Origin of the sequence: Mesorhizobium sp. M0195 (assembly GCF_040322115.1) — a bacterium.
Classification (GTDB): domain Bacteria; phylum Pseudomonadota; class Alphaproteobacteria; order Rhizobiales; family Rhizobiaceae; genus Mesorhizobium.
The window spans coordinates 250,967-263,804 of record NZ_JAMYSV010000003.1; the positions used below are offsets into that span (position 1 = coordinate 250,967).

Below are 12,838 nucleotides of genomic sequence, written 5' to 3' on the forward strand. Positions count from 1 at the left end.
CTTATTCCGCCTCGTCGGCCGACGCTGCGTTGAGTTGGCCGTACTTTTCCTCGCCGATGGAGGCGAGCAGGTCGAGTTGCGTCTCGAGGAAGTCGATGTGACCTTCCTCGTCAGCCAGCAATTCCTCGAACAGCTTCATCGTCACGTAGTCGCCTGCTTCGTTGCAAACCTCGCGCGAACGCTTGTAGGCGGTGCGCGCGTCATATTCGCCGGCAAGATCGGATTCGAGCACTTCCTTGACATTCTGCCCGATACGCAGCGGCGCCACGGACTGCAGGTTCGGATGGCCCTCAAGGAAGATGATGCGCGCCACGAGCCGGTCGGCATGGTGCATTTCTTCGATCGATTCAGCGCGTTCCTTCTTCGCCAGCTTGGCGTATCCCCAGTCTTCCAGCAGCCGGAAATGCACCCAATATTGATTGACCGCTCCAAGTTCCAGAAACAGAGCCTCGTTAAGCCGCTCTATGATCTGCTGTTCGCCTTTCATGGATTCTGCTCCCGTATTGGACGCGCAGGCCTCTGACGCGATCCAGGTGTGAAACGATGTCCACGCCGCTCGCCGCCGAGCGGGCGTGATAATTTTCGGTGACCCGAATGATCGTTTCGACCACATTTGGGAAGCAGCCGCAACAGCGACCGCGCTTGTGCATGGCATGGTAGACCTTCGCCGGCACGATCAGCTGCCAGGGGTCCTCATCCAGCAGTCCGACGATCGTCTGCTCTATCTCCTTTTCGGTGATGATGTTGCAATGGCAGATCAGCATTTGTCGCTCTGGCTAACGGCGCTCATTGCGCCGCGTGGCTGTTGGTTTCGAAGTTTACTGGAACACCTTGTCCGGTGAATCGAGGCTGTCCGAGCCCTCGAAGGCGATGGCATTGAGCTTCAGGGTGCCGACGGCGCGTTCGATCGACTTGGTCTGATCGACCAGCGCGTCGATCGCCGCCTGCACGGTGGCGTTGCCGTCAGCGTTACCCTCGGCGATCTGCTGGTCATAGGCCTCGCCGGCAAGCGCCCGCGCCTTGATGGCCTCCATCTTGGCGATGGTGATATCCAGTTTAGCCGACAATTCCTTGTCGATCGCCGGATCGGCCGCCTTGACCATGTCGGCCACCGACGGCCCCTCGACGACAGTGCCGTCAAGCCGCGTGTAGCTGCCGTGATAGGCGGCACGGATGCCGATCGCATCGTAGAGATGGGAGTTGTAGGTGTTGTCGGAGAAGCAATCATGCTCCTCTTCCGGATCGTGCAGCAAAAGGCCGAGCTTCATCCGCTCGCCGGCGAGTTCGCCATAGGACAGCGAGCCCATCCCGGTGAAGATGGTCGAAATGGCGGCGTTCGGCTCGCCATCGACAAGGTTCTTGCGGGCGGCGCCGCCTTCCTTCCAGTAGTCGACCATATCCTTTAGATCGGAAACCAGAAGGTCGCTCGCCGATTTCAGGTATCGCGCCCGACGGTCGCAATTGCCGCCGGTGCAATTGGCGAGGTCGTAATCGGTGTAGGGCCGCTCGCCGGCGCCCGGACCGGTTCCGTGCAGGTCCTGACCCCAAAGCAGGAATTCGATGGCGTGATAGCCGGTCGCCACATTGGCCTCGATACCGCCGGCCTCCTGCAGGGTGCCGGAGAGGAACTCCGGCGTCAGATTGGTGGCGTCGACCTTCTTGCCGTTGATCTCGATCGACTTGTTGGCGATCACATTGGCGGTGTATAAAGCGTTGGCATCCGACTCGGTGCCGTAGCCCTTGGCGACATAGTCGATCAAGCCCTCGTCGAGCGGCCAGGAGTTCACCTTGCCTTCCCAGTCGTCGACGATGGCATTGCCGAAGCGATAGACCTCGGTCTGCTGATAGGGAACGCGCGATGCCTTCCAGGCCTCGCGGGCGGCGTTCAGCGTCTCGGCCGATGGCTTGGCGAGCAGCGCATCGACAGCCTTGTCGAGCGCCTCGGCCGTGATCAGCGAATCCTCGTATTTGGCGAGCGCGATGTCGGAATAGGTCTTGATGACCGCCTTGGCATCGGTTTGCGCCTTGGCCGGCAGCACGAACACAGCCGCCGTGAGCATCGCGGTGGCCCCGATCGCCGCAAGCCTGCCGCCATACCGTGCCCTGATCATCGTTCTCATGACTGTCTCTCCTCGGGAATCAATGAAATGCCGGCGCCGCGGCGGGCAGCTGCCAGCGGGCAAAGAAGGGTCGCGCCATCGCGCGGTTCGCGGAAGAAAGACACCGAAATGCCTCCAATCGAAAGGGTTCAAGGCCCAGACATCAAAGGGATGCGCTGACGCGCGAGCTTCCATAAAACGGCGAAGACACCGGATGTCAACTGGTGGCGTAGAAAAAATTCAATTGAAACAATAGTTTATAATTATTCTAAACTAGAACTGTCAACTTTAACACCGATGTATAGGAATGCCGGCGCATGACGCGGTTGACAGGCGGCCGTTCCGGGTGCGACCCGGATCGGCGCTCTTGCGGCGGGACCAGACAATCGCCACCTGGCGTGACGTCCTAGATTTGGGTGAGGAATCGGGCTGTTATGAAGATCGGGGTCGTCATTGTCGGTGCGGGTCATGCGGGCGTGCAAGCGGCCGCCAGTCTGCGCGAAGAAGGCTATGACGGGCCGGTAATCCTGATCGGCGACGAAGACGAATTGCCCTACCACAAGCCGCCGCTGTCGAAGACCTTCATCAAGGATCAGCAAGCAAAGCCGCAACCGTTGCGCGGCGAGGCTTTTTATACCGGCAGCGCCATCGACTACCGGCCAGGCCTGCGGGTCGAGCGGATCGACGTCGCCGGCCGCCGGCTGGAGATATCAGGCGGCGTGCTGCCGTTCGACCGGCTGATCCTCGCCACCGGCGCGCGTCCGCGCCTGCTGCCGCTGCCGGGGTCGGAGCTTTCTGGCGTTGTGTCGCTGCGCTCGCTCAGTGATGCCCGCCTGATCCGCGAATTGAGCGCGCAAAGCGAGGAGGTCGTCATCCTCGGCGGCGGCTTCATCGGCCTTGAGATTGCCGCAACGCTCACCGCCGCCGGCCGCAAGGTCACGGTGGTCGAGGCGGTCGACCGGCTGCTCGGGCGCGCCGTCGCGCCGGTCATCGCCGGCCATGTGCGCCAGCGGCTGGAGGCGACCGGTGTGCGCATCCTTACCGGCACCACCATCGAACGGCTGGAGGGCGAGAACGGCCGTGTTTCGGCTGCAATCACCTCATCTGGCGAAAGATTGCCGGCGCAGATGGTCGTCATCGGCATTGGCGTCGTGCCGAATGTCGAATTGGCCGAAGCCGCCGGCATTGCCATCGCCAACGGCATCCGCGTCGACCAGCAGATGCGCACGTCGGTGCCGGAAATCCTCGCCATCGGCGACGCGGCGTCCTACCGGCACTGGTTCACAGGCGGCGACGTGCGGTTGGAATCGGTGCAGAACGCCACTGACCAGGCGCGGCTCGCCGCACGCACCATCGCCGGCCACACCGACAATTACTCGGCGGTGCCGTGGTTCTGGTCCGATATCGGCGACATGAAGCTGCAGATGGTCGGCCTGATTGCGGGCGGCGACAGCCATCTCGTGCTGGGCGACGTGGCCGAGAACAAATTCTCTATCTACCACTATGCCGGAAGCCGGCTGCTCGGCATCGAATCGGTCAACCGGCCCGGCGACCACATGCTTGGCCGCAAGATGCTCGGCGCCGGCTTTTCGCCGTCGCCGCAGATTGTCGCGACTGGGCCCGACGGGCTGAAGGCGGCGCTCGCCGCCTTCCAGGAAGAAGAGCCTGTCCGCGCTGCGGGATAAGATCAAACCCAATCACCCTGAATGACCTAGTCTAGTTCGACCGGGAGCTGACCTTCAAACATATAGCGAAGTAAAGGAAACAGCGGTATTTTGACCAATTGAAATCGTCGGGGGGTGCTCATGGCTCTATATGTCATTGGCGCAGGCATGGGTCGCACTGGCACATATTCGCTGAAGCTCGCGTTGGAGCATCTTGGGTTCGGGCCGTGTCATCACATGGCAGATGTCCACGCCAATCCCGAGCAGAAGACGCTGTGGCGCGCAGCCGGCCAGGGACAACTCCCGACCTGGGATGCGGCATATGCCGGCTACTTTCCGCGGTCGATTGGCCAACGGCGCATTTTTGGCGCGAAGTGAGTGACCACTACCCTGATGCGAAGGTTATCCTGACAGTTCGTGACCCCGAAGCCTGGTATGACAGCATGGCGCAAACAATAGGGCTCACGATGGATGCTGCTACCAATGATCCACAGTCCTTTGGTGTGGCGATGATTGGAAACACTGTCTTTGGCGGTCGATTTGATAACCGTGATCACGCAATCGCTGTCTATGAAGCACATAACGCTTCCGTGAAATCAACGCTGCCACCTGAACGCCTTCTTACTTGTCAGGCCTCCGAAGGGTGGGAGCCGCTTTGTGCCTTTCTCGGTGTACAGTTGCCTTCTGAACCGTTTCCACGCACCAATTCGACTGCCGAATTTCGTGCTCGCATAGGGCGTTGAACGGCGGCTTGCCGCCTGTCTCGGCCTTCGCCGCAGTTGAATCCCAGGCGATATCCTCGCCGCTCAGGCAGCGCGGGCGTCGCGGATCGAACTTTCCAGGATGTCGAGCGCCTCGTTCATGACGCCGTCCTGGATGGTGATCGGCGCGAGGAAGCGGATGACGTTGCCGTAGACGCCGCAGGTCAGCAGGATCAGACCCTTGTCGAGCGCCTTCAGCCGTACCGCATTGGCGAGTTCCGGCGACGGCAGGCCCTTCGTCACATCGTTGAACTCGACCGCGTTCATAAAGCCGGGGCCCCTGATATCGACGATCTCCGGCGCTTCGTCACGGATCGATTGCAGGCGCTGCTTCAGCCGGTTGCCCAGCGTGTTGGCGCGGTCGCAGAGCTTCTCTTCGTCGATGACGTCGAGCACGGCATGCGCCGCGGCGACGCCGATCGGGCTGCCGCCATAGGTGCCGCCGAGCCCGCCGGGGTTCGGCGCATCCATGATCTCGGCACGGCCGGTGACCGCCGCCAGCGGAAAGCCGCCGGCCAGGCTCTTGGCCATGGTGGTGATGTCGGCCGCCACCTCGTGGTGGTCCATGGCGAACATCTTGCCGGTGCGGGCAAAGCCGGTCTGCACCTCGTCGGCGATCAGCAGCATGCCATGCTGGTCGCAGATCTTGCGCAATGCGGTCATGAAGTCGCGCGGCGCCTCGTAGAAGCCGCCCTCGCCCTGCACCGGCTCGACGATGATGGCGGCGACGCGGGCCGGATCGACGTCGGCCTTGAACAGCCGGTCGAGCGCCGCCAACGAATCGGCGACCGACACGCCGTGCAGCGCAACCGGGAACGGCGCATGGAAGACATCCGCCGGCATGGCGCCGAACCCGACCTTATAGGGCACGACCTTACCGGTCAGTGCCATGCCCATGAAGGTGCGGCCGTGAAAGCCGCCGGAAAAAGCGATGACCGCCGGCCGGCCGGTGGCGTTACGGGCAATCTTGATAGCGTTCTCGACCGCCTCGGCGCCGGTGGTGACAAAAATCGTCTTCTTGTCGAACTTGCCGGGCAGCATGCCGTTCAGCCGTTCGGCCAGCCGGATATAGCTCTCGTAGGGCACGACCTGGTAGCAGGTATGGGTGAAGCGGTCGAGCTGCGCCTTGACCGCTTCGATCACCCTGGGGTGACGGTGGCCAGTGTTGACGACAGCGATACCGGACGAAAAATCGATATAGCGGCGGCCTTCGACGTCCCAGATTTCCGAGTTTTCGGCGCGATCGGCATAGATCTGAGTGGTCATGCCGACGCCGCGCGAAATCGACTGGTTCTTGCGTTCGGAAATGGCTGAATTTGTCATCGTATCCCTCACCGGACCGGCGCCCGCTCTCGTTTGATGGCTGTTGAGACTCTTTTGGGCTTGTTTCAGGTTTTCCTCAAGTTGGCACCGTCGCCCGGCGATTGGGCCTGTCGATGCCGATGTCGGCAACCGAAGGCCCGTCGCTCATGCCGTCCTGACAAACCCCTCGCTCGCCCTCAGCAGATTGCGCGTGTAGTCCTTGGCGACGCGGCGCTCGACGAGGTCGCCGGCGCTGAGGTGCTCGACCGCCTCGCCGTTCTGCATCACCATCAGCCGCTCGCACATATGGGTGATGATGGCGAGGTCGTGGCTGACCATCAGGAAGGTCAGCTTGCGCCGCCGCCGGATCTCCTCCAGCAGGTTCAGCACCTCCGCCTGCACCGAAGCGTCGAGCGCCGAGGTCGGCTCATCGAGCAGCAGGATCGACGGTTCGAGGATCAGGGCACGGGCGATTGCCACGCGCTGGCGCTGGCCGCCGGACAATTGATGCGAATAGCGAAAACGGAAGCCGGTGCCCAGGCCGACCTCGTCCAACGCCCGCTGGATGCGCTTTTCGCCGTCAGCAAAGCCGTGAATGGCGAGCGGCTCCTGCAGCAAGCGGTCGACGGTCTGGCGCGGGTGCAGCGAGCCGTACGGGTCCTGGAAGACCATCTGCACCTCGCGGTAGAACGCCTTGTCGCGGCGCGCGCCGAGCTGTTTGCCGTTGACGGCGATGGTGCCCGAAGCGGCCGGCGCCAGGCCGGCGATTGCCCTGAGTAACGTCGACTTGCCGGAGCCGGACTCGCCGACCAGGCCGAAGGATTCACCGGACTCGACTTCAAGGCTGACGCCCTTCAGCGCGCGAAAACGGTCGAAGACCACCTCCAGCCGGTCGACGGAAAGGGCTGCCGTCATGCCGCCCACTCCGGCTTGCGGTCGAGCACCGGCAGCGGGTGACGGTCGGCGCCGATCTTGGGCATGCAGTTGAGCAGGCCGCGCGTATAGGGATGCTGGGCACGGCCGAGCTCCGAGGCTTTGAGCTGTTCGACCACCTTGCCGGCATACATGACGATGACACGATCGCAGAAAGATGAGACCAAGCGCAGGTCGTGCGAGATGAAGATCAGCCCCATGCCGCGCTCGCTGACCAGCCGGTCGAGGATGCCGAGCACGTCGAGCTGCACGGTGACGTCGAGTGCCGAGGTCGGCTCATCGGCGATCATCATCTCCGGCCCGGCGATCAGCATCATGGCGATCATGGCGCGCTGGCCCATGCCGCCGGAAACCTCGTGCGGATGCAGGTCGAAGACACGGGCCGGATCGCGGATCTGCACAGCCTCCAGCATGGCAAGCGCGCGGTCGCGGGCTTCGGCCTTGGAGACTGTCTCATGCGTGCGCAGTGTCTCGACGATCTGGCGGCCGATGCTCATCACCGGGTCGAGCGAATATTTCGGATCCTGCAGGATCATGGCGATACGCTTGCCGCGCAGTGCGCGGCGCTCGCGCGGCGAGGCGGCCAGCAGGTCGATGCCGTCAAAAGCGAGCGTCTTCGCGGTCACCTCGGCCTGCGGCGGGGTGACGCCCATGATGGCGCGGCCGGTCTGCGACTTGCCCGAACCGCTCTCGCCGACGATGCCGAGCCGCTCGCGGCCGAGCGAGAAGGAAAAGCCGCGCACCGCCTCGATCAGGCCGGTGCGAGTCGGGAAGGTAACGCGCAGGTCGTCGACTTCGAGAAGCGTGCTCATTGGTCGCCACTCATTGGTCGCCACTTCGGGGATCGAGCGCGTCGCGCAGTCCGTCGCCGAGCAGGTTGAAGCCGAGGCTGACGATGAGGATGGCAAAGCCCGGAGCACCCGCCACCCACCACTGGTCGAGCACGAAGCGGCGGCCCGACGCGATCATCGCGCCCCATTCGGGCAGCGGCGGTTGCGCGCCGAGGCCGAGGAAGCCGAGGCCGGCCGCGGTCAGGATGATGCCGGCCATGTCGAGCGTCACCCTGATGATCAGCGAGGAGATGCAGAGCGGCATGATGTGGCGAAGCACGATGCGAAACGGCGAGGCGCCCATCAATTGCACCGCCTTGATATAATCGGAATTGCGCACCGTCAGCGTTTCGGCGCGGGCAATGCGGGCATAGGGCGGCCACGAGGTGATGGCGATGGCAAGCACGGCATTTTCGATGCCGGGGCCGAGCGCCGCGACAAAGGCCAGCGCCAGGATCAGCTTCGGAAAGGCGAGAAAGATGTCGGTGATGCGCATCAGGATCGCATCGGTCCAGCCGCCGGCATAGCCGGCGACGGTGCCGACCAGCAAGCCGATGGGCGCGGCGATAATGGCAACCAGAATGACGACGTAGAGTGTCCAGCGCGAGCCGAAGATGATGCGCGAATAGATATCGCGGCCGAGATCGTCGGTGCCGAACCAGTGCGCCGCACTCGGCGCCAGCAGCCGCGAGCCCTTGAGGTCGCCGAATGTCGGCGAATAGGGCGCCAGCACATCGGCGAATGCCGCGACCACCAGCAGGGCGACGATGATGAGCAGGCCGGCAAACGCCAGCCGGTTGGCGGAAAAGCGCCGCCACGCCACATAGGCGCGGCCGAGCCTCGCCTGCACGCGCGACGCCGGCCGCTCGCTGAGCAGCCAGTCGCGGCGGGTTTGAATCGCTTCCGTGCTCATCCTGCCTTGGTCCTCATCCTGCCTTGGTCCTTGGATCGAGCAGCCGGTAGAGCAGGTCGGAGAATAGATTGATGGCGATGAAGACCGAGCCGATGATGATCGTGCCGCCAAGCACGGCATTCATGTCGGCGTTCTGCAGCGAGTTGGTGATGTAGAGGCCGATGCCCGGCCACGAAAACACTGTCTCGGTCAGCACCGAGCCTTCGAGCAGCCCGGCATAGGACAGAGCGATCACCGTGACCATCGGCACCGCGGCGTTGCGCAGCGCGTGACCCCAGATGATGCGCGTTTCCGACAGGCCCTTGGCGCGTGCGGCGACGATATATTCCTGGGTGAGTTCGTTCAGCATGAACGAGCGTGTCATGCGGCTGATATAGGCGAGCGAGAAATAGCCGAGCAGCGAGGCCGGCAGGATGATGTGGCGGAAGGCATCGGCAAATACGTCCCACTGCCGCTGCCAGAGCGCATCCAGCAGGTAAAAGCCGGTAATCGGCGTGAAGGTGTATTCGTAGACGACGTCGAGCCGGCCGGGAAAGGCGACCCATTGCAGCTTGGCGTAGAACAGCACCAGCGCCAGCAGCCCCAGCCAGAAGATCGGCACGGAATAGCCGACAAGGCCGATGATGCGCACGATCTGGTCGATGACGCTGCCGCGCCGCACGGCAGCCAGCACGCCAAGCGGCACGCCGATCACCGAACCGATCAATGTTCCCAACGTCGCCAGTTCGAGCGTCGCCGGAAAGGCGCGGCGGATATCGGTCATCACCGGATTGGTGGTCAGCACCGAGGTGCCGAAATCACCGTTCAGGGCATGTTTGACATAGATGTAGAACTGCTCGACCAGCGGCAGGTCGAGGCCCATCTCGCGGCGCGTTCGTTCGACGACGTTGGCCGGCGCCCGGTCGCCGAGCACCGCCAGCACCGGGTCGATCGGGATCACGCGGCCGATGAAGAAGGTTACCGCGAGCAGACCGAGATAGGTCGTTATCGCGATGACCAGGAACCGGGCGATAGATGAGGCCACGGCAACGGCGCGGGCGCCGCCGCGCCCTGCCGTCACCTCGCTTTCAGCCACACTCATACGGCGCGTCCGCCGGCGTCACTCCCCGGCATCACTCTTTCGAGACGGGGCCGACGAAGTTGGTGTCGAAGCTCGGGCCGAGCGCAAAACCCTTGAGGTTCTTGCGCAGGCCGGCCACTTCCAGCTGCTGGTGGATGATGACGAAGGGGCTGGTATCGAGGATCTTCTTCTCGAGATCCTGGTACATTGCGGCGCGCTTGGCCGCGTCCTTCTCGAGCAGGGCGGCTTCGGTCTGCTTGGTCAAGTCCGGGATGTCCCAGGCGTTGCGCCAGGCCAGCGTCTTGGTCTTGCCTTCATCCGAATTGTCGGGGTTGCTGGCGAAGGTCTGGGCGTTGGAGTTCGGATCGAAATAATCCTGGCCCCACTGGCCGATATAGATGTCATGGTTGCGGGCGCGGTATTTGGTCAGCGTCTGCTTGCCGTCGCCGGGGATGATCTCCAGCTTGATGCCGGCCTGTCCCAGCGTCTGCTGGATCGATTCCGCCATGCCCGTCGTCGGCTGCCCGGTACGCACGTCCATGGTGACGCTGAAGCCGTCGGCGAGGCCGGCCTTGGCGAGCAGTTCCTTGGCCTTGGCGACGTCGAACTTGAACGGGTTCTCGTCCAGTTCGCCGAGCACGCCCTTGGGCAGGAAGGTCTGATGGATCTCGCCGATGCCCTTGAGGATGGTCGAGCCCAACGCGTCGTAGTCGACGAGATATTTGAACGCCTGGCGAACCTCGGGCTTGGCGAGGTTCGGGTTCTTCTGGTTGAGGCTGATATAAAAGACCGTGCCCTTCGGCGCCGAGGTGGTGGTGAGATCGGCATTCTTGGCGATGGCATCGAGGTCGTTCGGCTCGAGATTGCGGGCGACGTCGATGTCGCCGGCTTCCAGCGCCAGGCGCTGGCCCGAGCTTTCCTTCATATTGCGATAGATGACGCGGGCAAGCTTGGCTTTTTCGCCGTAGTAATTGTCGTTGCGCTCAAGGACGACGGCCTCGTTGGCCCGCCATTCGCGCATTTTAAAGGCACCGGAGCCGGCATAGCCGGTCTTCAGCCAGGCGTTGCCGAAATCATTGTCCCATTTGTAGTCGGCGCTCGGCGTGACCGCGGCGACATGCTCCTTGACCAGCTTGGCGTCGACGACCGAGGCGACCGTCGCCGACAGGCAGTTCAGCACGAAGCTCGGCGCATAGGCCTTGTCGACGGTGAACTGGAACGTCGTGTCATCAACGGCCTTGGCCTTCTCGGTGACGTTGCCGCCATCGATACCGAACTGGCCGATAATAAAGGCCGGGCTCTTGTCGAGCTTGATGGCGCGCTCGAACGAATAGGCGACGTCCGCCGCTGTGATCGGATTGCCGGAGGCGAATTTGAGGCCGGGCTTGAGCTTGAACGTGTAGGTCAGGCCGTCGTCGGAGACGCTCCAGCTTTCGGCGAGATCGCCCTTGACCTTGGATGTGTCGCTGAGGTCGAGGCGTACCAGAAGATCATAGGTGTTGCCGGTGACCTCTGCGGTCGACAATTCGAATGCTTCGCCCGGATCCATGGTGATGATGTCGTCGATGGCGAAACCCTCGACCAGCGTGTCGGCGGGCGTGACCGCGAAGGCAGGCGCACCGGCCAGAAGCAGCGCGGACATGGCCGCGCCCGCGAGCAAGAAGCGGGAGCGTAGAGCAAACTTTTCCATCATCATTTTAACTGTTCCCTGTTGTTGTTGACCTGAGTTCCCGGCTCAGGGTTGTGGCATTTCTTGCCGCGTCGAACGGTGATCCCCGGACCGTTGTCTTGGCAATTTTTTGTGCGGTTCCGGTTCACCATATCCGGCGGTTTCGAGCGCGGCAACGAGCATTTGCAGAACGGTCGATTGGGCCAGACCGGCGGTGCGAAAATCCGGCTATTTCAGCGCGGTAACCAGGTCGGCGTCGGGAAAGCAGGTAGCGGAACGGCCGTTGCTGGCCTGCCATTTGCCGATCGAGCGGCGCGTCTTGAAGCCAGGCAGGCCGTCGGCGCTGCCGACATCGTAGCCCTTAGCTTCCAGCGCCCGCTGCAGGGCGGCGATGTCGGAGCGGTAGAGCCCGCCGACCGCGCCCCAATTGCCCGAGAAATTGCTGTCGCCATGGGCGATGCGATCGGCGCCATGGCCGATGAACAGGGCATAGAGATCGCTGGTGTTATACTGCTTCAGCACATAGAAATTGGGGGTGACGATGAAGGCCGGGCCGCTACGCCCGGCCGGCATCAAAAGAAAGCCCTCGGCTTTCAGTTCGCTCGCCGGGAACGGTTTACCCGACACACGCCTGATGCCCATATCAGTCCATTGGGAAATCTTCTTGCCCTGGTCCGGACCTTCGAGCGAGCACGAGACGCTGTCCGGCACAGTCACCTCGAAGCCCCAGCCGCGGCCCCTGACCCAGCCATAATGGACGAGATAATTGGCGATCGATGCCAGTATATCGGGCGTCGAATTCCAGATGTCGGTGCGGCCGTCGCCGTCGAAATCGACGGCATGCTTGAGGAACGATGTCGGCATGAACTGCGGCTGGCCAAGCGCGCCTGCCCAAGACGATTTCATCGCGCCGACCGGGGCAAGCCCGCGCTCGACGATCTCGAGCGCAGCCAAGAGCTCGGTGCGGAAGAATTCCTTCTTGGTCGACATGAACGCCTTGGTGCCCAGCACCTCGAAGGCGTCATAAGGCATCTTCGCCGCGCCGAAGCCGCTCTCGCGGCCCCAGATCGCCAGCAGCACTTCGCCAGGCACGCCGTAGCGTTTCTCGATCGCGGCAAGCGTCCTAGCGTTGGTCGCCTCGCGGGTGCGGCCGCCGGCGGTCACCGCTCGGACTATCTTTTCAGCGAAATAGGCGCCCGCCGAACCGAACTCGGCCTGATGCTGCTTCTGCGGCGTCGTCGCCTTCTCGCCCGGCTTCACCAGGTCGGGCAGCTTCAGGTTCGGCTTGACGCCCCCGAAGGCGGCATCGAAGGTTTTCTTGGAGATGCCTTTGGCCTTGGCTTCGGGCCAGAGGTCGTTGCCAAGCCAGGCGCGGAACTGGTCGTCGATCTTTGCCGCCGAGGCGGGGGTGGCGAGGAGGAAGGCGAGAAAAAACGCGACGGCCAGCCTGCGAAGTCGGCGTCCTGTCGCGCCCCCCTCTGTCCTGCCGGACATCTCCCCCTCAAGGGGGGAGATTGGCTGTCGCGTCTGTTTTCGCCAATCTTCAACGTCGCAAGCTTGGCGGGGATGTCGAGGCTGCCGATCTCCCCCCTGGAGGGGGAGATGTC

The 12,838-nt window shown here is 63.0% G+C and carries 11 protein-coding genes and 1 pseudogene; 2 read left to right on the top strand and 10 right to left on the bottom strand.

Going from position 1 to position 12,838, the window contains the following annotated elements:
- Window position 1 precedes the first annotated feature (1 nt).
- From bfr to NKJ12_RS09430, 3 genes are read right to left on the bottom strand one after another with little or no spacing between them, the layout of a single operon-like run.
- Entirely contained in the window at window positions 2-487 is a 486-nt protein-coding gene (gene bfr / locus NKJ12_RS09420) for a bacterioferritin (protein WP_023676883.1), read from the bottom strand.
- The gene (locus tag NKJ12_RS09425) at window positions 453-764 is read right to left on the bottom strand and encodes a (2Fe-2S)-binding protein (RefSeq protein WP_352506130.1); all 312 of its coding nucleotides are present in this window, start codon (window positions 762-764) and stop codon (window positions 453-455) included. The genes bfr and NKJ12_RS09425 overlap by 35 nt, the downstream gene beginning before the upstream one ends.
- Before the next feature lie 54 nt (window positions 765-818).
- Window positions 819-2,111 (bottom strand): imelysin family protein, encoded by a 1,293-nt coding sequence (locus NKJ12_RS09430; protein ID WP_352506229.1) that lies wholly within the window; start codon window positions 2,109-2,111, stop codon window positions 819-821.
- A gap of 422 nt (window positions 2,112-2,533) precedes the next feature.
- On the opposite strand from NKJ12_RS09430, the gene NKJ12_RS09435 reads away from it, so the two are divergent.
- Together NKJ12_RS09435 and NKJ12_RS09440 are read left to right on the top strand one after the other, a co-directional pair.
- A complete protein-coding gene (locus tag NKJ12_RS09435) occupies window positions 2,534-3,784 on the top strand; it encodes an NAD(P)/FAD-dependent oxidoreductase (RefSeq protein WP_352506129.1) in 1,251 nt (416 codons plus the stop codon).
- A gap of 147 nt (window positions 3,785-3,931) precedes the next feature.
- Window positions 3,932-4,506 (top strand): annotated as a pseudogene (locus NKJ12_RS09440) (sulfotransferase family protein).
- A gap of 63 nt (window positions 4,507-4,569) precedes the next feature.
- On the opposite strand, the gene NKJ12_RS09445 reads toward NKJ12_RS09440, so the two are convergent.
- The 7 genes from NKJ12_RS09445 to NKJ12_RS09475 all read right to left on the bottom strand — a co-directional run bounded on the left by NKJ12_RS09445 (window position 4,570) and on the right by NKJ12_RS09475 (window position 12,725).
- Window positions 4,570-5,847: a 4-aminobutyrate--2-oxoglutarate transaminase gene (locus NKJ12_RS09445; protein WP_352475991.1), complete on the bottom strand. Its 1,278-nt coding sequence runs from the start codon at window positions 5,845-5,847 to the stop codon at window positions 4,570-4,572.
- Window positions 5,848-5,991: 144 nt separating this feature from the next.
- Window positions 5,992-6,741, bottom strand: coding sequence for an ABC transporter ATP-binding protein (locus tag NKJ12_RS09450; protein ID WP_352702353.1), 750 nt, complete (start codon window positions 6,739-6,741; stop codon window positions 5,992-5,994).
- Window positions 6,738-7,571 (bottom strand): ABC transporter ATP-binding protein, encoded by an 834-nt coding sequence (locus tag NKJ12_RS09455; protein WP_352702355.1) that lies wholly within the window; start codon window positions 7,569-7,571, stop codon window positions 6,738-6,740. Before NKJ12_RS09455 ends, NKJ12_RS09450 begins: the two co-directional genes overlap by 4 nt.
- Window positions 7,572-7,581: 10 nt before the next feature.
- Entirely contained in the window at window positions 7,582-8,502 is a 921-nt protein-coding gene (gene nikC / locus NKJ12_RS09460) for a nickel transporter permease (protein ID WP_352448584.1), read from the bottom strand.
- Window positions 8,503-8,515: 13 nt separating this feature from the next.
- Window positions 8,516-9,583 carry an ABC transporter permease gene (locus tag NKJ12_RS09465; protein WP_023676874.1) on the bottom strand — a complete coding sequence of 356 codons (1,068 nt, stop codon included), beginning with the start codon at window positions 9,581-9,583 and terminating at the stop codon, window positions 8,516-8,518.
- Between the two features lie 31 nt (window positions 9,584-9,614).
- Entirely contained in the window at window positions 9,615-11,258 is a 1,644-nt protein-coding gene (locus NKJ12_RS09470; RefSeq protein WP_352702357.1) for an ABC transporter substrate-binding protein, read from the bottom strand.
- A gap of 201 nt (window positions 11,259-11,459) precedes the next feature.
- Entirely contained in the window at window positions 11,460-12,725 is a 1,266-nt protein-coding gene (locus tag NKJ12_RS09475; RefSeq protein ID WP_352702359.1) for a lytic murein transglycosylase, read from the bottom strand.
- Window positions 12,726-12,838 lie beyond the last annotated feature (113 nt).

Excerpts from the sequence above, each read along its gene's own strand:
- bfr (WP_023676883.1), bottom strand. The coding sequence starts at position 487 with ATGAAAGGCGAACAGCAGATCATAGAGCGGCTTAACGAGGCTCTGTTT.
- NKJ12_RS09425 (WP_352506130.1), bottom strand. The coding sequence starts at position 764 with ATGCTGATCTGCCATTGCAACATCATCACCGAAAAGGAGATAGAGCAG.
- NKJ12_RS09430 (WP_352506229.1), bottom strand. The coding sequence starts at position 2,111 with ATGATCAGGGCACGGTATGGCGGCAGGCTTGCGGCGATCGGGGCCACC.
- NKJ12_RS09435 (WP_352506129.1), top strand. The coding sequence starts at position 2,534 with ATGAAGATCGGGGTCGTCATTGTCGGTGCGGGTCATGCGGGCGTGCAA.
- NKJ12_RS09445 (WP_352475991.1), bottom strand. The coding sequence starts at position 5,847 with ATGACAAATTCAGCCATTTCCGAACGCAAGAACCAGTCGATTTCGCGC.
- NKJ12_RS09450 (WP_352702353.1), bottom strand. The coding sequence starts at position 6,741 with ATGACGGCAGCCCTTTCCGTCGACCGGCTGGAGGTGGTCTTCGACCGT.
- NKJ12_RS09455 (WP_352702355.1), bottom strand. The coding sequence starts at position 7,571 with ATGAGCACGCTTCTCGAAGTCGACGACCTGCGCGTTACCTTCCCGACT.
- nikC (WP_352448584.1), bottom strand. The coding sequence starts at position 8,502 with ATGAGCACGGAAGCGATTCAAACCCGCCGCGACTGGCTGCTCAGCGAG.
- NKJ12_RS09465 (WP_023676874.1), bottom strand. The coding sequence starts at position 9,583 with ATGAGTGTGGCTGAAAGCGAGGTGACGGCAGGGCGCGGCGGCGCCCGC.
- NKJ12_RS09470 (WP_352702357.1), bottom strand. The coding sequence starts at position 11,258 with ATGATGATGGAAAAGTTTGCTCTACGCTCCCGCTTCTTGCTCGCGGGC.
- NKJ12_RS09475 (WP_352702359.1), bottom strand. The coding sequence starts at position 12,725 with ATGTCCGGCAGGACAGAGGGGGGCGCGACAGGACGCCGACTTCGCAGG.